The sequence below is a fragment of the Phenylobacterium sp. J367 genome (assembly GCF_024699985.1).
Lineage (GTDB): Bacteria > Pseudomonadota > Alphaproteobacteria > Caulobacterales > Caulobacteraceae > Phenylobacterium.
On sequence record NZ_JAJONA010000001.1, the window covers coordinates 4,787,666 to 4,809,436 of the forward strand.

The 21,771-nt window shown below is 68.2% G+C and carries 27 protein-coding genes and 1 pseudogene; 10 read left to right on the forward strand and 18 right to left on the reverse strand.

What is annotated here, in order from left to right; translation table 11 throughout:
* Positions 1-71 precede the first annotated feature (71 nt).
* The 6 genes from rpoD to LRS04_RS25500 all read right to left on the reverse strand — a co-directional run bounded on the left by rpoD (position 72) and on the right by LRS04_RS25500 (position 7,743).
* Positions 72-2,009 (reverse strand): RNA polymerase sigma factor RpoD, encoded by a 1,938-nt coding sequence (rpoD, locus tag LRS04_RS25475; RefSeq protein WP_257818882.1) that lies wholly within the window; start codon positions 2,007-2,009, stop codon positions 72-74.
* Positions 2,010-2,483: 474 nt separating this feature from the next.
* Positions 2,484-3,272 carry a hypothetical protein gene (locus tag LRS04_RS25480; protein ID WP_257818883.1) on the reverse strand — a complete coding sequence of 263 codons (789 nt, stop codon included), beginning with the start codon at positions 3,270-3,272 and terminating at the stop codon, positions 2,484-2,486.
* A 20-nt stretch (positions 3,273-3,292) separates the two neighbouring features.
* On the reverse strand, positions 3,293-5,194 hold the full coding sequence (dnaG, locus tag LRS04_RS25485; protein ID WP_257818884.1) for a DNA primase: 1,902 nt from the start codon (positions 5,192-5,194) through the stop codon (positions 3,293-3,295).
* A 528-nt stretch (positions 5,195-5,722) separates the two neighbouring features.
* Complete coding sequence (locus tag LRS04_RS25490) at positions 5,723-6,334, reverse strand: hypothetical protein (protein ID WP_257818885.1); 612 nt, start codon at positions 6,332-6,334, stop codon at positions 5,723-5,725.
* Between the two features lie 129 nt (positions 6,335-6,463).
* Positions 6,464-7,327 carry an RNA polymerase sigma factor SigJ gene (gene sigJ, locus LRS04_RS25495; protein ID WP_257818886.1) on the reverse strand — a complete coding sequence of 288 codons (864 nt, stop codon included), beginning with the start codon at positions 7,325-7,327 and terminating at the stop codon, positions 6,464-6,466.
* Positions 7,328-7,359: 32 nt separating this feature from the next.
* Complete coding sequence (locus LRS04_RS25500; protein WP_257818887.1) at positions 7,360-7,743, reverse strand: hypothetical protein; 384 nt, start codon at positions 7,741-7,743, stop codon at positions 7,360-7,362.
* A 109-nt stretch (positions 7,744-7,852) separates the two neighbouring features.
* Between LRS04_RS25500 and LRS04_RS25505 the strand changes: the two are divergent.
* Together LRS04_RS25505 and LRS04_RS25510 are read left to right on the forward strand one after the other, a co-directional pair.
* A pseudogene (locus LRS04_RS25505) lies at positions 7,853-8,062 on the forward strand (GxxExxY protein); the annotation flags it as partial.
* Between the two features lie 103 nt (positions 8,063-8,165).
* Positions 8,166-8,249 (forward strand): hypothetical protein, encoded by an 84-nt coding sequence (locus LRS04_RS25510; protein ID WP_257819258.1) that lies wholly within the window; start codon positions 8,166-8,168, stop codon positions 8,247-8,249.
* Between the two features lie 263 nt (positions 8,250-8,512).
* Here LRS04_RS25510 and carA read toward each other — a convergent pair whose 3' ends face one another.
* Complete coding sequence (carA, locus tag LRS04_RS25515; protein WP_257818888.1) at positions 8,513-9,685, reverse strand: glutamine-hydrolyzing carbamoyl-phosphate synthase small subunit; 1,173 nt, start codon at positions 9,683-9,685, stop codon at positions 8,513-8,515.
* Positions 9,686-9,848: 163 nt separating this feature from the next.
* On the opposite strand from carA, the gene LRS04_RS25520 reads away from it, so the two are divergent.
* The 5 genes from LRS04_RS25520 to LRS04_RS25540 all read left to right on the forward strand — a co-directional run bounded on the left by LRS04_RS25520 (position 9,849) and on the right by LRS04_RS25540 (position 12,169).
* The gene (locus LRS04_RS25520; RefSeq protein WP_257818889.1) at positions 9,849-10,286 is read left to right on the forward strand and encodes a DUF1330 domain-containing protein; all 438 of its coding nucleotides are present in this window, start codon (positions 9,849-9,851) and stop codon (positions 10,284-10,286) included.
* A 59-nt stretch (positions 10,287-10,345) separates the two neighbouring features.
* Positions 10,346-10,591: a DUF1272 domain-containing protein gene (locus tag LRS04_RS25525; protein ID WP_257818890.1), complete on the forward strand. Its 246-nt coding sequence runs from the start codon at positions 10,346-10,348 to the stop codon at positions 10,589-10,591.
* Positions 10,592-11,043: 452 nt separating this feature from the next.
* Entirely contained in the window at positions 11,044-11,427 is a 384-nt protein-coding gene (locus LRS04_RS25530; RefSeq protein ID WP_257814656.1) for a hypothetical protein, read from the forward strand.
* Positions 11,427-11,954: a DUF551 domain-containing protein gene (locus LRS04_RS25535; RefSeq protein ID WP_257818891.1), complete on the forward strand. Its 528-nt coding sequence runs from the start codon at positions 11,427-11,429 to the stop codon at positions 11,952-11,954. The genes LRS04_RS25530 and LRS04_RS25535 overlap by 1 nt, the downstream gene beginning before the upstream one ends.
* On the forward strand, positions 11,951-12,169 hold the full coding sequence (locus LRS04_RS25540) for a hypothetical protein (RefSeq protein WP_257814659.1): 219 nt from the start codon (positions 11,951-11,953) through the stop codon (positions 12,167-12,169). Before LRS04_RS25535 ends, LRS04_RS25540 begins: the two co-directional genes overlap by 4 nt.
* Positions 12,170-12,388: 219 nt before the next feature.
* On the opposite strand, the gene LRS04_RS25545 is transcribed toward LRS04_RS25540, so the two are convergent.
* Complete coding sequence (locus tag LRS04_RS25545; protein WP_257814660.1) at positions 12,389-12,751, reverse strand: hypothetical protein; 363 nt, start codon at positions 12,749-12,751, stop codon at positions 12,389-12,391.
* Positions 12,752-12,774: 23 nt separating this feature from the next.
* Here LRS04_RS25545 and LRS04_RS25550 point away from each other — a divergent pair, with 23 nt between their 5' ends.
* Positions 12,775-13,020 (forward strand): hypothetical protein, encoded by a 246-nt coding sequence (locus LRS04_RS25550; RefSeq protein ID WP_257814661.1) that lies wholly within the window; start codon positions 12,775-12,777, stop codon positions 13,018-13,020.
* A gap of 75 nt (positions 13,021-13,095) precedes the next feature.
* Here LRS04_RS25550 and LRS04_RS25555 read toward each other — a convergent pair whose 3' ends face one another.
* Complete coding sequence (locus LRS04_RS25555; RefSeq protein ID WP_257814663.1) at positions 13,096-13,581, reverse strand: lysozyme; 486 nt, start codon at positions 13,579-13,581, stop codon at positions 13,096-13,098.
* 445 nt (positions 13,582-14,026) lie between these two features.
* On the opposite strand from LRS04_RS25555, the gene LRS04_RS25560 reads away from it, so the two are divergent.
* Positions 14,027-14,332 (forward strand): hypothetical protein, encoded by a 306-nt coding sequence (locus LRS04_RS25560; RefSeq protein ID WP_257814664.1) that lies wholly within the window; start codon positions 14,027-14,029, stop codon positions 14,330-14,332.
* Here LRS04_RS25560 and LRS04_RS25565 read toward each other — a convergent pair whose 3' ends face one another.
* The 7 genes from LRS04_RS25565 to LRS04_RS25595 all read right to left on the reverse strand — a co-directional run bounded on the left by LRS04_RS25565 (position 14,333) and on the right by LRS04_RS25595 (position 18,812).
* The gene (locus LRS04_RS25565) at positions 14,333-14,557 is read right to left on the reverse strand and encodes a hypothetical protein (protein WP_257814665.1); all 225 of its coding nucleotides are present in this window, start codon (positions 14,555-14,557) and stop codon (positions 14,333-14,335) included. It abuts the gene before it with no gap.
* A 31-nt stretch (positions 14,558-14,588) separates the two neighbouring features.
* The gene (locus LRS04_RS25570; RefSeq protein WP_257818893.1) at positions 14,589-15,626 is read right to left on the reverse strand and encodes a hypothetical protein; all 1,038 of its coding nucleotides are present in this window, start codon (positions 15,624-15,626) and stop codon (positions 14,589-14,591) included.
* The gene (locus tag LRS04_RS25575) at positions 15,626-15,796 is read right to left on the reverse strand and encodes a hypothetical protein (RefSeq protein ID WP_257814667.1); all 171 of its coding nucleotides are present in this window, start codon (positions 15,794-15,796) and stop codon (positions 15,626-15,628) included. Before LRS04_RS25575 ends, LRS04_RS25570 begins: the two co-directional genes overlap by 1 nt.
* A gap of 1,090 nt (positions 15,797-16,886) precedes the next feature.
* Positions 16,887-17,147 carry a hypothetical protein gene (locus tag LRS04_RS25580; protein ID WP_257814668.1) on the reverse strand — a complete coding sequence of 87 codons (261 nt, stop codon included), beginning with the start codon at positions 17,145-17,147 and terminating at the stop codon, positions 16,887-16,889.
* 69 nt (positions 17,148-17,216) lie between these two features.
* The gene (locus LRS04_RS25585) at positions 17,217-17,672 is read right to left on the reverse strand and encodes a hypothetical protein (protein ID WP_257818894.1); all 456 of its coding nucleotides are present in this window, start codon (positions 17,670-17,672) and stop codon (positions 17,217-17,219) included.
* A 92-nt stretch (positions 17,673-17,764) separates the two neighbouring features.
* Entirely contained in the window at positions 17,765-18,250 is a 486-nt protein-coding gene (locus LRS04_RS25590) for a hypothetical protein (RefSeq protein WP_257818895.1), read from the reverse strand.
* Positions 18,251-18,419: 169 nt separating this feature from the next.
* Positions 18,420-18,812, reverse strand: coding sequence for a hypothetical protein (locus LRS04_RS25595; RefSeq protein ID WP_257818896.1), 393 nt, complete (start codon positions 18,810-18,812; stop codon positions 18,420-18,422).
* Positions 18,813-19,290: 478 nt separating this feature from the next.
* Here LRS04_RS25595 and LRS04_RS25600 point away from each other — a divergent pair, with 478 nt between their 5' ends.
* Positions 19,291-20,433, forward strand: a complete 1,143-nt coding sequence (locus LRS04_RS25600) for a hypothetical protein (RefSeq protein WP_257818897.1) — start codon at positions 19,291-19,293, stop codon at positions 20,431-20,433.
* Here LRS04_RS25600 and LRS04_RS25605 read toward each other — a convergent pair.
* Together LRS04_RS25605 and LRS04_RS25610 are read right to left on the reverse strand one after the other, a co-directional pair.
* Entirely contained in the window at positions 20,349-20,945 is a 597-nt protein-coding gene (locus tag LRS04_RS25605; protein WP_257818898.1) for a hypothetical protein, read from the reverse strand. The two genes, LRS04_RS25600 and LRS04_RS25605, sit on opposite strands and share 85 nt — an antisense overlap.
* Positions 20,946-20,950: 5 nt before the next feature.
* Positions 20,951-21,619 (reverse strand): hypothetical protein, encoded by a 669-nt coding sequence (locus LRS04_RS25610; RefSeq protein WP_257818899.1) that lies wholly within the window; start codon positions 21,617-21,619, stop codon positions 20,951-20,953.
* Between the last annotated feature and the right edge of the window lie 152 nt (positions 21,620-21,771).

The window sequence follows — 21,771 nt, forward strand, 5'->3', positions numbered from 1 at the left end:
ACGACCCGAGCCCGCTCACGCCATGACCCCGCCGACCAATCGCTTGATCGGCGGTATCAGGCAGCCCGGGCCTAGCTGTCGAGGAAGCTGCGCAGCTTCCGCGAGCGCGAGGGGTGCTTCAGCTTGCGGAGCGCCTTGGCCTCGATCTGACGGATCCGCTCGCGGGTCACCGAGAACTGCTGGCCGACCTCTTCCAGGGTGTGGTCGGTGTTCATGCCGATGCCGAAGCGCATGCGGAGCACGCGCTCCTCGCGCGGCGTCAGCGACGCCAGCACGCGGGTGGTGGTCTCCCGCAGGTTCGACTGGATGGCCGCGTCGATCGGCAGGACGGCGTTCTTGTCCTCGATGAAGTCGCCCAGGTGGCTGTCTTCCTCGTCGCCGATCGGCGTTTCGAGGGAGATCGGCTCCTTGGCGATCTTCAGGACCTTGCGGACCTTCTCGAGCGGCATGGCCAGCTTCTCGGCCAGTTCCTCCGGGGTCGGCTCGCGGCCGATCTCGTGCAGCATCTGGCGCGAGGTGCGGACGATCTTGTTGATCGTCTCGATCATGTGCACCGGGATGCGGATGGTCCGGGCCTGGTCGGCGATCGAGCGGGTGATCGCCTGCCGGATCCACCAGGTGGCGTAGGTCGAGAACTTGTAGCCGCGGCGGTACTCGAACTTGTCGACCGCCTTCATGAGGCCGATGTTGCCCTCCTGGATCAGGTCCAGGAACTGCAGGCCGCGGTTCGTGTACTTCTTGGCGATGGAGATCACGAGGCGCAGGTTCGCCTCGACCATTTCCTTCTTCGCCTGGCGGGCCTCGCGCTCGCCCTTCTGAACGGTCTGGACGATGCGGCGGTAGTCGTCGATCGGCACGCCGGTTTCCATGGCGAGCGCGGCGATCTCGTTGCGGATCTCGCCGATCTGGCCGGCGTCGTTCTCGGCGAACTTGGTCCAGCGCACGCCCAGCGGCTTCACCTGGGCGCCCCAGTCCGGGGCCATCTCCTGGCCGAAGTAGGCCTTCAGGAACTCGGCGCGGCTGATGCCATAGCTGTCGGCCAGGCGCAGCAGGCGGCCTTCCAGGCCGACCAGGCGCTTGTTGATCGCATAGAGCTGCTCGACGAGCGCCTCGATGCGGTTGTTGTTCAGCTTCAGGGTCTTCAGGTGCTGGACGATGGTCGCCGTCGCGGCCTGATAGGTCTTGCGGTCGGCGTCGGAGAGGTCCTGGCCCTTCAGCCGGGCGTTGACCAGCTTCTCCTGCAGCAGGCGGAAGCTCTCGAACTCGGCGGCGATGGCGTCGAGGGTGGCCATGACGCCTTCGCGCAGCTCGGCTTCCATCGCGCTGATGGTCGGGCCGGCGCCGTCGTCGAAGTCGTCGTCGCCCTCGCCCTCGGCCTCGCCTTCCTTGGCGGCCTCGTCGGCCTCCTCTTCCTCGCCCTCGGCCTGGGCCTCGGCGGGCAGGGTCGCGTCGGTCTGGTTCTGGCCGCCGTAGGTCTGTTCGAGGTCGATGACCTCGCGCAGCAGGATGCGGCCGGAGCCCAGCTCCTCGCGCCACACCATGATGGCCTCGAAGGTGAGCGCGCTCTCGCACAGCCCGCGGATCATGGTGTCGCGGCCGGCCTCGATGCGCTTGGCGATGGCGATCTCGCCCTCGCGGGAGAGCAGCTCCACCGAGCCCATCTCGCGCAGGTACATGCGCACGGGGTCGTCGGTGCGGTCGTAGGCCGGCTCCTTGGCCGTCTCGACGACGGCGGATTCCTCGCGGACCGCCACCTCGCCGCCCTCGGCGTCCTCTTCCGCCTCGACGACGTTGACGCCCATCTCGGACAGCATGGCGAGCGTGTCTTCGATCGCCTCGGAGGTGACTTCCTCGGACGGGAGCACCTTGTTCAGCTCGTCCATGGTGACGTAGCCGCGGGCCTTGGCCTGCTTGATGAACTTCTTGACCGCGGCGTCCGTCAGGTCGAGCAGCGGGCCGTCCCCACCGGTCGTTTCGGGCGTTTCCGCTTCGGCCGTATTAGTGCTCATCGAATTCTCCGAAATCGGCTGCGCGCCCCTTGCAAGGCGCGGGCCGAAAAGTGGTGTCGGCGGCGGGACCCGTAAGTCGCGTGCGACCTTACGACCCGTCTCCGGTCTAAATCGTTCCGTTCTGATCGCGCGCAGCAGTGCGTCACGCGGCTGCACGACACGGAAAACCGCCATGCCTGAAAGCCCGCGGGAGGTCCCTCCGCGCAGGTCGGGCTGGCGCTCCGCACCGTCGCCCGAAGGGCGTCGAAGCTCGCGACCACTGGGATCACCACGCATCGAGGGAGACATCATCTTCATCAGTGGGCGCGCCCGAGGTTCGCGACGGCCCGATCGACGTCTGTCAACAGCGCGCTAAATCCGCACGCCGCCAGATGGCGTTGTGGAGCGTGGGTGTCAAGGCGCAGGCGGCGAACAATGATCTGTGGATAGCCGTAACCCACGGCCCAGCTAGGGGAAGCCATTGGGCGACCGGGGTTATTTTGCCGCACCGTTTCCCCCCGGCGGCGGCAGGTCGTCTGGCATGCGCCCCGTGGACTTCTCGCAGGCCGGCGTCTGCCAGGAGCCCCACCCGGGATATTCCGAGTTGAGATTTGCCGCGCTGTAGCGCGCGAAGGAGGCGCGAACCTTGCCGTCCACCAGCAGCACCTCGCCTGAACGCCGGATGCCCTGGGCCTTCAGGGCCTCGTCGTCGTAGCGGACAAACACGTTGCGTTGCGGTGGTCCAGCGGATGCCCGGCCCACATAGGTCCAGACGAGGCAGCGCGTGTCGGTGACCACCGGCGCGATGCGAGGCGGGGGAGACGTGTCCCATTCCGCAACGGCCTTGCGGCGAGCGATGCAGCGTGGGTCGTCCGGCGGCGCCAGCTCGAACCTGTAGACGCCCACAGGGTCGCCTTTCTTTGGTCCCGGATAGGCCACTGACGAGGTCGTGGCTGGCGTGATGTCCGCATAGATCGCCCGAGCGTAGCCGTTGCGCAGCCAGGGCTCGTCGGAGTTCCAGAAGGAGTCGATCGGCTTCAGGTCGTGGAGGTCGTCGCCATCGACCGGCGCGCGGCCAAGCCGGCCCGGAATCCAGAGATCGACCCCACTCGGCATCGGACCGAAGGTGCGAAGCCCGTAGTCGGCCCGGCACATCGCGGCCATCCGGTTGAGCAGCGCCTGCGAGGGTCGCTGGGTCGCGATCGTTGCGAGATCGGCTGCCACCAGGCAGCCCTGCAGCGGCCAGAGGCCCAGCAACAACAGCGTCAGTCGCGAAAGCCGCATGCGAGACCCTTCACCGATCCCTAGTGCGGCAGGACGGGCGTGTCGCCGGTCTCGCTGGCCCAGTCGCTGTTGACCAGCTTGCGCAGGTGGTCGCGCTCGGCCTTCAGGGTCATCAGGGTCGACGAGTCGTGGTCGCGGTCGAGGTCGCGCGCCGCCTCCTCCACCGCCCGCTCCAGGCTCTCGAGCTGGATCAGCAGGTCGAAGGCCTGGCGCCAGAGGTCGCGGGCCCGCGCGGCCGGCTGATTGAGGAACGGCGCCGCCACCCCGGCCCGCCGGGCGTCCTTCTCCAGCGTGGCGATGAACGACGGGTCCATGCCGCGCGCCTGAAGCTGGCGGATCGCCGTGTCCATCTCCAGGTGGTCCGTCTCGTAGCGCAGGCGGACCAGCTCGTGGGCGAAGGCGTCCAGCTTCTCGTCGCCGAACCCGTGCCGGTCGACGAGCTCGATGGCGTCGTCCAGCACATGCGGGTCGCGCACCGCCGCCAGCGCCAGGGCCGCGGCGAGCGGCTTGGGCGTATGGCGCATCTTCTCGGCGGCGGCCTTGGTCTCGGCCATGGCCCCGGTCATCGCCGGCTTGCGCTTGTCCCAGCGGGCGCGGGACATCTCGCGGGCCGCCGCGCCCACCGTGTAGACCGGCTCGCGGGTCGGCCAGAGCGCCTCGTAGCGGGCGAGCAGGTCCTCCTTGTAGGCCTGGGCCAGGTCCTTGTCGGCGATGGTCGCGGCGAGCTTGCGCAGGCGGACCTTCAGCGAGGTCTTGCGCTCGGGCGTGTCGAGCGTCTCGAGGTCGCGCTCGCGCAGGAACAGGGCCTCGACGAAGGGCCGGGTGTTGGCGAGCTGGGCCTTGAGCGCCGCCGGCCCCTGCTCGCGCAGCACGTCGTCGGGGTCCTTGCCGCCCTCGACGATGGCGAACCGGAGGCTCTTGCCGACGGTCAGCAGCGGCAGCGCCCGGTCGATGGCCCGGCCCGCCGCCTGGCGGCCCGCCCGGTCGGCGTCGAAGCAGAGCGTGGGCTCGGGATGGTAGCGCCAGAGCACCTCGAGCTGGTCCTCGCCGAGCGCCGTGCCCATGGGGGCGACGGCCGGGATGCCGGCCCGCTGGCAGGCGATCACATCCATGTAGCCCTCGACCACCACCAGCGGCGGGGTCTCGCCCGAGGGGGCGGCGGCGATCAGCTTCCGGGCCTCGGCCAGGCCGTAGAGGTTCGCGCCCTTGTGGAAAATCGAGGTCTCGGGCCCGTTCAGGTACTTGGCGCGGGCCTGGGGATCCATCGCCCGTCCGCCGAACGAGACGATCCGGCCGCGGGCGTCGCCGATCGGGAAGATGATCCTGTCCCGGAACCGGTCGTAGGGCGCCCCGCCCTCCTCCGGCGCGATCAGCAGGCCGGTCTCGACGAGCTCGGCCGGGCGCGCGCCCTTGGTGACCAGATAGTCCTTCAGCGCCGTGCGGCTGGCCGGCGAGAAGCCCAGGCGGAAGCGGCTCCATTCGCTCTCCGGCAGGCCGCGTTTCTCCAGGTAGGCGCGGGCCTCGCGGCCGGACGGGCGGCGGAGCTCGGCCTCGAACCACTGGGCGGCGAGCTCCAGCCAGTCGGAGAGGCCCTGGCGCTTCTTCTCGACCTCCTGGGCGCGCGGATCGACCGCCGGCAGCGGCACGCCGGCCTCCGAGGCCAGGATCTCCACGGCCTCGGTGAACGAGACCCGCTGGGTCTCCTGCAGGAAGGTGATCAGGTCGCCGGACTTGCCGGAGGAGAAGTCGAAGAACTGGCCCTTGTCGTCGTTCACGTAGAACGAGGGGGTCTTCTCCTTGGTGAAGGGCGACAGGCCGACGTACTCGCGCCCCTGCTTCCGCAGCTTCACCGTCTTGCCGATGACATCGGACGGGCGAAGGCGGGACTTGATCTCGTCGAGGAAGCGTTCGTCGAAGCGCATCTGGGGAAACCGCTACCACCGACCCGCGCGAAGGGCTGTGCATGGGTTTCGGCAGGTTGTGGATAACTCTGACCAGCCGGTGCGACAGAGTCGGTCGGGGGCGGCTTCGGAACCACGGATTTCGCCGGTGCTGGCCGGTGGGCTCGGTGCGGACCGGGTTTGGAACCACGAAAGGCGCGAAGGACACGACACTGATCCGCCCCTCCTCCGCTCATCCCGGCGAAAGCCGGGATCCAGGCTGAGTCGGGTTGAACCACGGATTTCATGGGTGCTGGCCGGCGGGCTCGGTGCGGTCCGGGTTTGGAACCACAGAAACACACAGAAGGACACAGAAGGGGCGAGCCGGCCGAGGTCGGTGAGATGGCGGACGTGACTCGCGCGCCTGGAAGGCGCGCATGGTGATGGAGGCGCCAAGCCATCCGATGGCCCGCCTTCTGTGTGGTTCTGTGTGGTTCTGTGGTTCTTCGCGCGGAGCGCGCTGGCTGAGTCAGCTTGGATCCCGGCTTTCGCCGGGATGAGCGGAGGGGGTTAGCTGGAGTCGGCGGGCTGGGGCTCGGGCTCGGCGGGTTCGCGGCCGCGGATGTCGTAGATGAGGGTGGGGTCGGCGCCGATGGCGTCGCAGGCTTCGATGACCAGGAGGTCGAAGTCGCGGGTGAGGAAGTCGGGCTTGGCTTCCTCGGCGTCGAGGAAGGCCTCGAGCCTGTCCCACATGGGGTCTTCGGGCGGCGGGCGGTCGGGCTTGTCGATCCCGTCGTCGGGGAGGTTCCAGTCGGCGCCTTCGTGCTCGGACCAGAAGCAGTCGCCGACCCGGGTCCAGACGCCGTCGCGGCGCTGGTCGACGGCGATCTCACGGGTCTCGGCCTCGGCCTTCGCCTTGGCTTCAGCGAGGTCGGCTTTCTCCTGAGCTTTGAAGTGCAGCTCGTCCTTGTAGCGGACCAGCTTCAGTTCCAACGCCAGCGTCTGGCGCAGGCCGCGGCTCACCCGGTGGAAGGCGGTGGCGAGGCGGACGGCGTCCTCGGGGCTCTCGGCGTCCAGCGCCCGCTGCTGCAGGTCGCGGCAGAGCTCCAGGCTCATCCCCGCGAGCGCGCGGAGCGTCACGGTGTGACGGTCTTCTCCAAGCTGGGCTGCATCGTCGGTCATGAGAACGAAACAAGAACAGATGCAGCCGGCGGAGTCAAGGTTTTTTCGGCTGCAGGCCCTCTCCCTACCCTCTCCCTCTCGGGCTTCGCCCGGGGGAGAGGAGTGGAGCTGAGCGGCCGAGGGAGAGGGCTAGCCCACGTGGCCGAGCTTCTCGGGGTTGCGGACGGCGTAGATGGCGGCGATGAGGCCGTCGGCGTCGGCTTCGAAGGCGAGGGTTTCGGGGCCGTCGGAGAGATGCAGGACGAGGCCCGGATAGCCGTTGATCCGCGCCGCCTCGAACTGGCTGACGCCCGGCAGGCCGCCGGTGCGCCAGGCGATGCCTTCCAGCAGTCGGATGATGTCGTCCCGGCCGACCATGACCCTGAGCGCGGCCTTCCGCTTGCCGCCGCCGTCGGTGACCATCACCGCGTCCTGGGCGAGCAGGCCGGCCAGCGCCCGCATGTCCTTGCCGGACGCCGCGGCGGCGAAGGCGTTGGCGAGTTCCAGCATCCGCGCCTGGTCGACGGCGAAGCGCGGCTTCTCCTGGCGCACGTGCTCGCGGGCCCGGCTGGCGAGCTGGCGGACGGCGGCCTCGCTGCGGCCGAGGGTCTCGGCGACGGCCGGATAGTCCTCGTCGAACACGTCGTGCAGGAGGAAGACCGCCCGCTCCAGCGGCGAAAGGCGCTCCAGGGCGAGCAGGAAGGCCACCGACACCTCCTCGGCGCGCTCCAGGGGGTCCTCGGCGAGCGGCTCGATCAGCGGCTCGGGCAGCCAGGGCCCGCGGTAGGCGTCGCGCTCGACCTTGGCGGCGCGCAGCCGGTCGATGCAGAGCCTCGTCGTCGTGCGGACCAGCCAGGCGGCCGGGTCGGTGACGCCGCCGGCCGCGCGGGTCCAGCGGAGCCAGGCGTCCTGCACCGCGTCCTCGGCCTCCGAGACCGAGCCCAGCATCCGGTAGGCCAGCCGCTTCAGCCGCGGCCGGTTGGTTTCGAAGGCGTCGGTGAGCGCCGGGTCCATGCGGGTCATCCTATCGCGGGCGGGCGCGGGCATCAGGCGGTTTCCTTCGGCGGGACGAGGGCCAGACCGAGGGCGATCAGAGCCGGCGCATAGACGGCGGCGAAGTCGCGCGCGGCGGCGACCAGCGGGGCGGTTCCGCAGGCGGCGTCATAGACGTGGATGGCGGCGTGCAGCGTCAGGAAGCCCGCCGCGAGGACGAGCGCCGGCCACCCCTGCCGCGGCGCCCTGGCGAACCAGGCCAGCCCTCCGGCGGTGATGAGGTAGGCGACGCCGATGTCGCGCACGAAGTGCGGGTTGTAGGGCCCGGTCAGCGGCACGCTGGGGACTGCGCCATACCACCATTGTCCGGCGAACAGCATGGCGAGCCCGTTGGCTCCCAGCACCCCCGCCAGCACGATCGCCACGATCCGTCCCATCGGCCCCTCCTCAGGTCCTTCGAGCCAAGGACGGCGGGGCGGTCAGGGTTGTGACATGGCAGAAGATGTTCTTATAATGTTCCGAAAGCATCGGGGCATGGAACGCGCCATGGATGGCTCGGGCGAGACAGATGAGTTTCTGCTCAGCGAAGAAACGTTCCGCATCCGCGGGGCCATCTTCGCCGTCTACAAGGCGCTTGGCCCCGGCTTCCTCGAAGCTGTCTACCAGGAGAGCCTCGGGATGGAGCTCGAGGCTCGACGCATTCCCTTCCGCGCGCAGCCCGGCCTACAGATCCACTACAAGGGTCACCTGCTAAAGCAGACCTATGCCCCGGACTTCCTCTGCTTCGACAGTGTGATCGTCGAACTGAAGACCGTGCGCGAGCTGGCGCCCGGAACATCGCGCCCAGCTCGGCAACTACCTGCGCGCGACACGACTGCGCGTGGGGCTGTTGGTGAACTTCAGTTCTCCTGTCCGCGTCGCCGTGGAGCGGATGGTCCTCTAGGCTTAGAACCACAGAAAAGCACAGAAGGACACAGAAGGTGCACGGTCGACGGAGGTGCTCCATTCGGCGTGACGGCGAAGCCCTCAACACTTCCCGCGACGAGTGCGAAATAGGACTGGCGGCCTAAGGCCGCCTTCTGTGTGTTTCTGTGTATTTCTGTGGTTGAAACCTTGCGGCTGCGCCGCTGCTCGGCCGTCCGGACGCAAACCAAAAAGGGCGGCCCCACGGGACCGCCCTTTGGTGTCTGGCTGCCCGGCCGGGGCCTATTTCTTCGTGGCGTCCATGTTCTGGGCGAAGCGTTCGAAGAGGTAGAGGCTGTCGGTGGGGCCGGGGGAGGCCTCCGGGTGGTGCTGGACGCTGAAGACCGGGCGGTCCTTGAGCGCGATGCCGGCGTTGGTGCCGTCGAAGAGCGAGACGTGGGTCTCCACCACCGGGGCCGGCAGGCTGTCGCGGTCGACGGTGAAGCCGTGGTTCATGGAGACGATCTCCACCTTGCCAGTGGTCAGGTCCTTCACCGGGTGGTTCGCCCCGTGGTGGCCCTGGTCCATCTTCACGGTCTTGGCACCCAGCGCCAGGGACAGCATCTGGTGGCCGAGGCAGATGCCGAAGACCGGCGTGCCGTTCTCCACCAGCTTCTGGATCTCGGGCACGGCGTACTGGCCGGTGGCGGCCGGGTCGCCCGGGCCGTTGGAGAGGAGGACGCCGTCCGGCTTGCGGGCCAGGATCTCCTCGGCGCTCGTCGAGGCCGGGACGACGGTGGCCCGGGCGCCGACCGAGGTCAGCGCGCGCAGGATGTTGCGCTTCACGCCGTAGTCGACGACCACGACCTCGTACTTCGGGGTTTCGGCCGGCTTCGCGTAGCCCTCGCCCCAGGCCCAGAGGCCCTCGTCATAGACGAACGGCTGGAGGCAGGAGGCGTCCTTGGCGAGGTCGAGGCCTTCGAGGCCGCTCCAGGCCTTGGCCTTCGCCACCAGGGCGTCGAGGTCGAAGACGCCGGTCGGGCTGTGGGCGATGACGCCGTGCGGCATGCCGTGCTCGCGGATCTTGCGGGTCAGGGCCCGGGTGTCGACGCCGGCGATGCCGATGACGCCGCGGCGCGCCATCCAGGTCTGAAGGTCGGTGTCGGCGCGCCAGTTGGCCGGCCGGGTCGGCGCGTCGCGGAAGATCGCGCCGCGCGCCGCGGTCTCGGCCGAGCCGGACATCTGCTCGATGTCCTCCACGTTCGTACCGACGTTGCCGACGTGCGGGAAGGTGAAGGCGACGATCTGGGCCATGTAGGAGGGGTCCGTGAGGATCTCCTGGTAGCCGGTCATCGCGGTGTTGAAGCACACCTCGCCGACCGCCTCTCCGACCGCGCCCACGCCGACGCCCTGCAGGATGGTCCCGTCGGCGAGGGCCAGGACGCCGGTCACGCCGGGCAGCAGGTCTCGGCTCATGGCGTGGGCTCCTTTGGAACGACGGGAATATCGGGGACGTGCAGGCCGGCCCCTGCGCAAACGGTCGCGTAGGTAGTGAGTCCCGCCCGCGGGGTCAATGCGGGTTTCCCCGCGCCGGCCCGCGGCGTAAGCGTGGGCGGGAGATCAGCGGGAGGATGCGCCGATGAGCGAGGGCCATATCGATCCGGACCGGGAGGCCTGGGCGGTGTTCAAGTCGCTGCCCCGCGACGAGCCGATCCAGATGCTGAACCTGGTCCGGCTGAAGGCGAAAGCGGAATATCCGGCCGACCATCCGAACCACGGCAAGGACCTTTCCGGCGTCGACGCCTATCGGGCATACGGACGCACGACGGCGCCGATCTTCAAGCGGCTGGGCGGGCGGCAGGTGTGGGCCGGCAAACCGCAGGTGATGGTGACGGGGCCGGGAAGCGAGGCCTGGGACCTGGCCTTCATCGCCGAATATCCCAGCGCCGAGGCCTTCATGGCCATGGTGCGGGACCCCGAGTACCGCGAGCACGTGAAGCACCGGACGGCGGGCGTGGCGGACTCGCGGCTCCTGCGGCTCGCGCCTGTGGAGCCGGGCGAGGGGTTCGGGGAGTAGGCGGAAACCGAGGGAAACTCGTCCTTTCGCGGGCGCGTGACCGGGGGCATCCTCGGGTCATGCTGGCGCTTCGACCCAACTGCGAATGCTGTGACAAGGACCTGCCGCCGGAGAGCGCGGAGGCGCGGATCTGCACCTTCGAGTGCACCTTCTGCGCGGACTGCGTGGAGAGCCGGCTGGGCGGGATGTGCCCGAACTGCGGCGGGAACCTCGTGGCGCGGCCGATCCGGCCGGCGCACCTGCTGGCGAAGTACCCGGCGTCCACCGAGCGGGTGCTGAAGCGCCACAAGGCCTGCGCGGCCTAGCGGGAGACGGCGGGCTCGCTTAAGAGCCCGGCCATGCGCATCACCACGGTCGGCCTCGATGCCGACGACACGCTCTGGCACAACTAAGCATTCGCTGCCTCACGGCGTTGATTTTGCTCGCGCTTTTCTGAGACTAAGTCCGCAGAAGTCGGCGCAAAACCCGTGAACGCAGCGGGAACACAGCGCAACTTGCGCCTTTGAACGGGCGCGGCGCGAGCCGGAGGATGCAAGATGATCCAGAACCCAGCGCACCCCGCGAACCCTCCTGGAGCGGAGGAGCGCGTTCAGCCCGGAAGCCCCGCCTCGGGTGAGGTGAAAGAGCGGGGCAGCGTTGACCGCGAGTGGATGATCAGCCTTCTGCGCTCGATCCCGACCTACGCCACGGATGACTACGACCGCGGCTTCCGTGACGGCGTAGCGCTGTGCATCCTCAAGCTGCGGGAGGCAAAGTGATGAGCGCCTTCGAAGTCGGCAAGCCCGCCCCCTACTACTGCAAGGCCTGTCAGGCTGTTCCGCAGGCAGGGTACTGCAAGATGGCGGGGTGTCCTACGGCTCCTGCGGCCCCGGGCTCACCATCAGCATCGCGGCGCGACGGGGATGACCTAGCGGCCCTGATCCGAGAGGTGCGCGGCTACGCCGTTGCTGGCGGCGCGCTCGACCTGTCAGAGCGCGATGCGCTTCTGGCGCTGACCGCCAGAACAGAGCGCCTGCTTGGAGCGCTGAAGGCGGCCGAAAGCGAGCTCAGCTGGGCACACCTCGGCGGGTCCTCGGTCGAGCGGTTGGCGAATGCGAGCCTTGCCGCGAAAGCCGCTATCGACAACGCGGAGGGGTATTGATGAGCGGCTGGCAGCCTATCGAGACTGCGCCAAGGGATCAGACCGCCTGGGTCCTGCTTTGGAACGGCCACTGGCGCGGCGTCGGCCGCTTCAACCCGCCTTACGCGGATGAAGACGATCCGCTTTGGGTCGATGAGACCACTGAGTTCATCGAACCATCGCCCACGCACTGGATGCCGCTTCCTCCCCCCGCCGGAGGGGCTGTCATGACTGCCCGTGCCGCCCTCATCAGCGAAGCCCTACGCCTGGAAGGGAACGCCAAGGCTCTCGATCCAGCATGGGGTGAGAACCAGCCCGACATCAAACGGTGGAGGGCCAGGGCCACGCTCCTGCGCAAGGCCGCCGCCGACATGGACGAAGCCGCCCGCTGCCTTGCGTGGGCTCTGGACCTTCTCGACATCTACGACGAAGGCGCAATCCGCGAAGGCCATTGCGAAACCATCGTGCTCACTGAGCAGCACATCGAGGCGAAGCTGCGTTCCCGCGCTGTGCTCGCCGCCCTCTCAAATGCGGAACCACCCCAATGACCGACCACACCACTATCCCTGCCACGCCTGCTGCAGAACTCGACGCCTACCTGCGCGAGCTTGGCGGATGCAGCGACGGCCACTGCATCATCATCAAGCCCATCGGGATGCACACCAACGGCGGATGCCGGTGCGCGCGCGACGAGATGAAGATGCGACGCGTGGTGTTTGCCTATCGGCGCTACCGCTCCGCGATGGAGCGCGCCGATGTCTGACCACACCACTATCCCTGTAGAGGGAGGATGGAGACCACCTCTTCTTCCTCTCCCCCCGAAGCCTCGTTAAGCGCATCGAGGATATCCACGAGCCCCGCCCTTCGCTTGTCGCAGTCGATCCGGGCTTTCTCCAGGTCCACGATCAGGCGTCCTGCGTCTCCGTCTGTGGCGAGGGAGCCGGTCGGCGCATCGCAGGCTTCCCGGTAGATCTGGGGAACCTCAACCTTCAGTGCAGGCCGGTGAGCCTCGCATCCGCTCAAGCTCAGCGCAGACAGTAGAAGAAGGCTCGAACACGTCAGGGGAGCCGGGGTCCTTGCGGATGGCATCGTGGGCCTCGTGGGCTTGCTTTTCGAGGGTTCGGGAGGAGCGGGCGTAGGCGTCGAGGCTTTCGGACGTCGCGCCCTTGATGGCGGCATCGTCCCGCGCGAGTTCGGCCGCCGCCTCGGCCTTCGCGGCCCGGTCGTTGGCGCGGTCGAGCATGAGCCAGAGCCCGGCGAGCGTGATCAGGGCGGCTCCGATCAGGTACGGCGCGACCGGCGCTAGAAGCCTCTGCCACATTAACGATTTCCCTTGCAGATTCAATGGGAGAGTGGGACTCTCCGCACATGATCCAGACCGTCGCCCGACGCATCTACGAGAAGCGCAACGGCGCTGGCTGCACGCCCTGGTCGCGCCTTCCGCGGTCGCATCAGGAGCCCTATCTGGGCGATGCCCGCGCCGCCATCGAGGCCATGCGCGAGCCTACCGAGGCGATGCTGGATGCGTCCGGGCGAGGAAGGCTGCGAGCTCGGATCGATTGGGAGGCGTTCATCGACGCCGCCCTCACCACTCCCCCCGCAGCCACTTCTTAGCCGCCACGACAGCGAACACGATCAAGGCGCAGATCGAGGCCAGCCAGAAGCCGATACCGATGACGACCGCGGTGATCATCCTTCCCTCACCCCTTGCAGGCAGAGTTCACGTTCTGCGGCGCGGCGACGGACAAGGCCGCGAAGCTCCTTCCCGCCGGCCTTCGTCCAGAGCATCAGGGCGTCACAGGCCCCGCGCAGGTCCCCTGCCCTCGCCTTCCGGGCCATGGACGAGCCACAGAACCCACCCACGCCGATGTTGTAGGCCGTGGCGGTGAAGGCGGCCCGGGTCTTGTTCGGAAGCTTCTCAGGCAGGCAGGCGGCTATATCTATGCCGTGCTTAACGGCGTCTTCGGCCAATAGCTCGGCGCACTTCTCTGGCGAGTAGCGCTTGCCGAGAACGCCGCGCTCCATGTGACCGTAGCAGATAGTCTCGAACGCGCCGGGAGCAGGATCTCGGTAGCCGACCGGCTCGTAACCTTCGAAGTGAGCGATCACCGGGACAGCAATCGCCGCCGCAGCGAGAATTGCGGCGACTTTGGCAGCGGGTCCTTTTACTTGCATATCGCGAGCGTTCCCCTTTTACCCCTACGCCGTCGTGGTATAATTGCGCATGGCAAAGAACCCCCGACTGATTGATCTGTCCGGGCGCTCATTTGGGCGCTGGGTCGTGTTGGCGAAGGCCGGAAACAAGCCCCGGGGCGCGGCGCTGTGGCTCTGCCGTTGTGAGTGTGGCGTCGAGAGAGCAGTGCTCGGCGGAGATCTCCGCTCGGGAAGGTCCGCTAGCTGCGGCTGCGCGAACCGGAAGCGGCTGGGCGACCTTCGGAGGTCACACGGCCAGACAGGTCAGCGCATCTACCGGGCCTGGCAGAATATGCGTAGGAGGTGTGGGGACCCGCGCAACCCGCGTTACCCGAGCTACGGAGGGCGCGGGATTACCGTCTGTGCGGCTTGGAGCAAGTTTGAACCGTTCCGCGATTGGGCGCTGGCGAACGGTTATGGAGACACCTTGAGCATTGAGCGCATCGACGTGGACGGGAATTACACCCCGGAAAACTGCGCGTGGGCCGATGCGAAGACACAATCCAGAAACCGCCGCTTCGTGAGGAAGACGCCGGATGGCGTGGCGTGGTCAGCGGTGGCGGAAGCCCACGGCATTCCCGGGCGCGTCCTCATCAATCGGATTAATTCCGGCGGCTGGCCCCCGGAAATGGCCGCTACATGGCCCCTCGGCAAGCGCCGGCCGTCAGCGCAGAACGCGAGAGATGACGCGGGCCGCTTCGTGGCGCGGGAACAGCACTACTGGCGGCGATAGCTATTCATCCTGCCGGGTCCGCGGCGAACGGGAACGCTTGGCCTCCTTGTGAGCCTCCCACGCCTTCCACAGCCTGAACCCGCTCTCAGCAGCCAGGAACACGGTGTAGATGGCCGAGGCCACAGCCGCGACCGCTCCGACGATGGTGTGCAGGTAGGCCATGGAAACGCCCACGCCTCCGGCAAGCGGAAGCAGGCGCGCAAGGCCGGTGGCGAGCGCTCTCATGTGTCCTCGCGTATAGACGTGTGATGACGGGCTAGGCGGCCTTCTTCCGGCGCAGGAAGGCCAGGTAGTCGGCCCCCGCCTCCGGCTCGTAGAAGTGCTTCACCAGCTCAGGGTCGGTGTCCGGCCGGCGGGGGTCGATGACCAGGGCCAGCGCCGGGGATGTGTGCCGGTCCAGCAGACCCAGCGTGTCGGCGTAGTCGTCGTGGATTTTGAACGAGGCGAGCTGATAGACGAACGTGTACTTGCCGGTCACCGGGTCGCGCTCGACGCTCTCGCCCGAGACGTGGGTGTGGCCGCCCAGCAGGATCGTATCTCGCACGCCCAGGCGGGCCGCCTTCTTCAGCGCATGGACTTCCGACCACTGCGACCGGCCCGGCCACGAGTGGCGGCCGTGAACGGTGATCTCCCGGCCGGAGGGGCAGCGGTAGCGGACGCGGAGCGAGTTGTTCCGGTGCAGCACGCCATGCTGTTCCATGAGCATCGCCAGCACATCGGAGTGGCCTGACCATGCGTCGTGGTTGCCGCCGATGGAACAGTCGAGGTCGGGGCCGATCTGATCGAGGTAGTGTTGCAGGAGTATCCAGCCCTCGGGCGCCGCGGTCTCCGCGTTGCCGTAGAGGTGGGCCAGCGGCTTCACCCAGTTGTCCAGGACGTCGCCCATGGACCAGCCGGTGATCCGCTTGGAGCGGTCCAGCACGGCGATCCAGCGCTCGAACAGGTTCAGGTCCGTGCCGGAGTTGTCGAGGCGTTCGTCGCCCAGCGGGACCAGCATGAACGGCGTGTCGTCGGGCAGATGGATGACGTTGCCGTTGTGGCGCAAGGAGCGGTCCAGGCGCTCGAACTCGGCCTTGCGGGCGGCGACGATCTCAGCGCCGGGCCGCCAGCGTGACGGCGTGGACTCGACGGTCAGGCGCTTTGTCAGCCCCTCTCCTCCGCGACCCTGATGCGGTTCTGCATCGTCGTTCGGCTGACGCCGGCCTTGCGGGCGGCGGCCATGATCGAGCCTTCGGTGACGACGAGGCGGATAGCCTCGTTCAGCTCCGCATCTGTGTGGGGGGCGCTGGGGCATCAGCCTTCGACCTCTTGCGGGGCCTCATAGAGGCCGGGGATGGGCTTGCGTTTGGTGGGGCGCTTCGGCCAAGGGCGCAGGCCGTTGGCGGGGTCGGCCACGTAGGCGCGGCGCGCGTCGAGATACCGACGCTGGAGCAGCCGAGCGACCGCCGGGAGTGCGTTGTCCATCATGGCGGATCGACTCGCTTTTGGACTAATCGTTGTTGCGAATGCTCGGGGGCAGTGGCATCATCGGGGTTCCATTTCTTGGCTCAACTGAGTCAATCTTGGAGACCGCCATGTAGACCGCAGCGCGGGGCGCGCAGCACCTTGATTTAGCGAGGCGGCGCTTTGAGCCGGGCACCCGGCGCGCCGCCTTTTTGCTGCCTAGGCCACCACCTCGCCATTCGGCCCGAGGCACGGCACGCCCGGATAGCAATTCTTGATCGAAGACGACCAGCCGTGACGCCGTTCAGGCGGGCTCACATACCTATCCAGCTTGAGCGCCGGAAAGCTCCTCGGAACAGACCTGTACTCAAACGGAGCTGTGCAGGTCACCATGAGGAACGCGCACGGTGTTACGCGGATGACAGCGATAGCGTGTTCCGCTATTGTTCTGGGCATGCCAAACCCCGTCGAAATGATTGGTCGGCGCTTTGGGAGGCTCACCGTGACGGCGGACGCCGGACACGCTGTGGGCACGACGCGCCCCGTGCGAATGTTCACCGCCGTCTGCGACTGCGGGCGGTCAGTGGTGGTGTCAGGGATGCAGTTGCGCGATAAGCGCCGGACCCTGAAGAGCTGCGGCTGCGCGCGAGGTGATGCGCGCCGCAAACACGGCCACATTAGAGGCCGGCGGAAGTCCTCTACCTATGCGATCTGGTGCACAATGAAGGCGCGCTGCCAGAACCCAGCCTCCCGAGGATTTCGGTTCTACGGAGCGCGGGGCACCAAGGTGTGCGAGCGGTGGATGTCCTTCGACGCTTTTCTGGCGGATATGGGGGAGCGCCCCCAGGGATGTCGCTGGATCGGATCGATCCTTGGGGAGACTACACCCCGGAGAACTGTCGCTGGGCGACAATTCTGGAGCAGGCGAACAACAAGCGGGCCGGTCCAGCGACCCGCGCCGGCAGTTTTGCCGAGTTGGCGCGGCAGCATGGTGTCGGGGCAACCGGCCTGCGACGGCGCGTGCGGCTCGGCCAGACGGTTGAAGAGGCGATTGCAGGCCTAAAGGCCGGGACAAGGAGACCGCGCCGCTGGTGGAAACGGCCACCCGAGGCTAACGACCAGCGGACGCATGGACCGGAGCCTTGATTTCGTCGTTCCGCCCGTTCCAGAGCTGAACCCCCATCCAGCCTACTAGGGCGATCAGGAGCCCCAGCAGCCAGCGGTTCTGCCAGGTCGCGCCTGACTTCAGTTCCCCCAACGTGTCGTTGATCGCCCGGTACCGCTCTGCGCACAGTTCCTCGTGACTTTCGATCTTCTGGTGTGCGCTGTCGGCGCGTGCGAGCGCGCTCGCCGCGGAGGGGCGTTCAGTCATTCGGTAGCGCTCGCGCTGGAGGGGTGGAGTGAGGCGGCGGCGCGCCTGCGTGTGCACCGCCGGGTCTGGCTACTCGCCGTAGCCGTAAAGCGGCGTCACCCGGTACGCGCCCGTGATGGTCGAGCTGACGAGATACAGGCGGACGTGCGTCGCTCGCCCGTAACCCCCCAGCCCGAACGCGCTTCCCATCTGCGTCTCCGGCGCGGTCCCGCCGTTCAAGAGTGCGTCGAGCGTCCAGGCGAGCCGGGTGGCGGAGGCCCCACTGTCAGGGGTGATGATCCGGAGACGAAGCATCCCGGGCTTGTTGGTCGCCGTCTCGGGCGAAACGCCGATGTCGATGAAGGCGTCCGGCGAACCCCCACCAGCCGCCGTGAAATTGGTGTGGTAGATGATCCCCTGATAGTCCGACGCGCCGCTCTTGTAGCTCAGGCCGCCGTCATAGCTGAGAAGCGCGCGAACATTCCCGGTCGTGGCCCCGAGGTACAGGTCGAAGACGTCGATGTCCCAGGCCCGGACGCCATCCACATTCTCGGTGAGCGGGATATCGACCTGCGAGGCGGCGGAGAAGGTGGTCGCTTCGGTGTAAACGACGCCGGTCAGCTTCTTGCCGCGCTCCTTCAGGAGCCCGTGGAGCTGACCGTTGCGAAGTCCAGCTCCAGCGCGTCGCCCTGGGTCCCCGCCCAGCCGCCGATCCGCCCTTCCCCGCCGGTGTCATCGCCGGTCGGATCGCCGAACTCGACGTTCGGCATACCGCCCGTGTCGGCGTTGACCGAGAACCGCCCGTTGGCGCCGAAGTCGCGCTCGATGTCGCCGGAGTTGTCGCCGACAAAGACCGAATCCTCGAAGCTCTGGCCGGACAGCACGTTGTTGCTGGCGTCGAGGAAGGCCCCATCAACCGCCGTGCCCTCGGCGGCATAGATCATCGGAAGCCAGCCGTTGGAGGCGGCGACGACCGGGTTGGTGAGCGGAGTGGTCAGGCCGGCGTCGGAGAAGACCGGCGTCAGGTTCGTCGTGCCGGCATCGTAGAGCCGGAGTTTGCCGCCCGAGATGACGGCGTTGGCGGAGTCGGTGACGCGCAGCGGCGTCCGCGTGAATGCGGCCAAGGGCGGACCTCACATGCTGGATTTTGCGCGCGCTGTAGGCGCGGCTGTGGTATGCGTTAGGGGATGCGCGACCCCAACGTGATCGACGCCAAGTTCAAGGTTGTCCGACGCCCCCGGCATGAGCGGGGCATCTGGTTCGACTGGCGAAACTTCCTGTTGGTCGGCGGACTTAGCGCCGCCGCGGCTCTTCGGCTGCTGCTGGGCGACTCGCCGTAGCGCCTGCGATGGCGCCGACGCCGATGGCGTTCCGCAGCGACAAGAACTCCTGCCGCTCGCGGGGAGCCAGCCGGGCCGCAATCGCCTGAATGGCCGCGTCGGTCTGGTTGGGATCGACCGCCATCATGGCGAGTTCCCGCGCCTGCTGCTCCGACAACCCGCGGCCCCGCCACATGTCGATCGCACGCGCGGCAAGGCCGATCACATCGCCCGAAAGGCCCTGACGCACCGCCCCAACCGTCTGCTGCGCCTGGTTGCCGACGTCGTTGGCGAGGACGGCGGTTCGCGACCCCGCGTTTGGCTGCACGAACTGGGCGTTCCGGGCCTGAGCGACCCGCGCGCCCACCTCGTTCAGGAACCGATCCGCCCCGTCCCCAAACGCCGCGCTCAGGTTCTGCCGGGCGTACTGCGAGGAGGTGAGCTGATCCAGAGCGCCGAAGCTGTTCTCGCGTTGCTTTCCGAGCGTGTCCAGGATCTGCTGGCGGATGGCGACGCGGTTGGCTTCCCTGCGCTTCAGGCGGAAGGCTCCGAACCCACGCGGCGTAGTCTCGAGGGTCGGTGGAGAGCGGGTCCAGGCGGTTCTCGCCGCGGGCGACCTCGATGGCGCGCGATTGGTTGCGATAGGTCTCCCGGGCCGGGCGCAGGCCCTCGACGCCCTCTAGCGTCTGGTCGAGCTGGTCGCGCCGGGCGAGCGCGCCCCGGGCTCGGTTGTTGTTGCCACGCCGCGCGAAGGCGGCTCCCCGCTCCCGGGCGGCAATGACGAGGCGGTCAATCGTTCCGGCCGAGACGCGCGGGATCGGGCCAACGCCGCCGCGGTCGGGCATTTGCAGGAGCCGGTCAAGTTCGACTTGGCGGCCCCAGTCCTGGTTTTCAATGGCGTCGGCGCGGGCGCGGGCGATGATGCTGCGGCCAGCGCTGTCCGACAGCATGTCGAGCACCGTATCCGGCACCTCGATCTGGTCAGCGTCGAACTGGCCGTAGTTCTCTGCCGCCTGCTGACCGCGCACTCGCTCCATGTCGTCGGCGTATTGGTTGGCCGAGCGCTGGTCCGGCGTCAGGCGCCGGGCGGCGGCCATCGACGCGGGCTTGGCATCAGCCGAGCGCGTAGAGGCATTGGCCGTCAGGGCTTCGCCCGCCTCCTCGCCCTTCACGCCAACGGCGCGGATCATGCGGCGCCCGCGCTCGCCGGCCACATCGACCAGCGTCGGCTCGACGCCAGCCGCGCGCATCTCCTCCGCGCGCTGACGCATCGCCGGAACGTCCGGCTTGGCGCGGGTGGCGAAGGTCTCCGCTGGCGTCGGGGGCGCACGGCGAGCCGGGACGCGCACGCTCGCAACCGCGCTGCCGGCCAGCCCGCCGACAACACGCGCAGCGGTCTCGCCGCGGGGGCCGGCTCCAGCCTCACGCGCCACCTGACCCGCCGTTTCCGACGCGATGGCGGGGGCGAACACGTTCACCGCGCGCTGGGCCGCTCCGCCAGGAGCCAAGGCGTTCGGGACATTCTGGCCGATGGTCCGCAGGTACTCTTCTTCCTTGGTCTGCGGCTTGGGCGCCCCACGCTGCGCAGCCTCGGCGAACCCGGAGAACGGGTTGCCCGTCACCCGCGTCGGCAGCTTGCCCTTCAGGACATCCGCGGCGATGGCGGCATCCTCGAACATGGCGAGGCTGCTCGCGAACGGGTTCGCGGTCATGACCATATCGGCGAGGCCAGCGACACCCTCGGCCACGCCGCCGCCGAACACCTTGGCTTTGTCGGCGAAGGTGCGCTTCGGCTTCGGGCGCGACGCGTAGTGTTCCTGCGCGCCTCGGATCGCGGTCGCCTGGTCCCGCGCCTCGACCTTGATGATCGAGCCGTCCGGCGCTTGGACTTTGAAGACGGGCATTACGGGACGATCTTCCAGCCAGCGCCTTCGGTCTTCGGGCCCGGGGCGGGCCGCTTTTCCGAGGCTTGCTTCTGCCGCCAGTAGGTCTGGAACGCCTCCTCGGCCCCCTTGAGCGTGCCCCTCTCCTGGGCGTAGCGGTCGAGAAGGTAGGCGCGCTGCTGCCGCTTGGTCGTCAGCGACTGCATGTCCTTGACGATGCCCTGGTTGGCCGTGCCCATCCGCGAGGTGGGGGGGATCGCCTTGAGGAACAGGGCGAGGTCGCGGTCAGAGGTGGTGCCGGAGCCGGGAACCCGCTGCGCAGGCGCCATGCGCGCCGTCAGGGCGTCCATCTGGGCGATCTCGGGACGGAAGATGCCCATGACTTCCGACGCACCCGGGACCGCGTACACGGGGCCGGTCGAGGCCTTCTTGTTCAGCTCAAGGAAGCGGGTCGCCTGGTCCGTGATGTCGGCGAAGACGTTGGCGGACTCGCGCGCTTCCTTGAGCTGGATCTCCTCTTGCTGCGTGAGCCTGCCGACCGGCGCCCACTGACCACCGCGGTAGATGAGCTTCTGGCCGGTCTTCGGGTTCGTGGCGGTTTGGCCTTCGCGATACATGGGCGCTAGTCCAGAATGAAGCCGGGGGAAGTTTGGCGGTCGGCGAGGACGCACCGCGGCCGGTGGCCCTGGCCCCTGCGGCGCGGCGCTCGGCGAGGTTGCCGGCGGCGACGCTTTCGCGGGCTCGGTTGCTCCGCTTCGTCTCTTCGAACTGGGCGTCGGCGCGGGCGTTGTCCTGCTGGCGGTCGAGGCTGGGCGATCAGATCCTTCACGCCCAGCGATTCATTGATCAGGCCCTGAACCGCGCCCGGGCCGTGTAGTCGAACTTCGCCGGGTCGATACCGCGCGCCTGGAGCTGAGCGTCGATGCGCGGCTTGGCGGCGGCGATCTGCTCCGGCGTTGCGTCCTTGTAGGCGGCACAGGATCGCGGCGGCGGTGTCGGTGATCTCGGCGACCTGCGCCCGCTGGGCCTTGTCCATCTCCATCAGGCTCTTGGCGAGGTCGAACTCCCCGACCTGCGCCGCCTTCTGCGCCGCGACGCCCGGTCCCTTGGTCTGGGTGACGACGTTCACGAGGCCCTGGCGATCCTTGGTCTCGCGCTCCTCGCGGCGCTTGCGCACGGCTTCCGCCGAGCGCATGTCCCCGATGCGCAGGAACTCTTGCTCAGCGGCGGCGGGGTCCGTGGCGAAGAGGTTCGCCGCCCGACGCCGGGCGTTTTCCCTCCGCCCGCTCACGCCCCAACTCCTGTCCCGCCGGGAAGTCGGCGAAGACGTTGCGCTGCTGAAGCCCGCCCCAGTTTATGCCGTCCATCAGTACATCCTCCCGCCGTAGTACATGCCGGCGGCCTCAGCGACCTGACCGGCCGCGTTGGTGAAGTTGTTCGCAT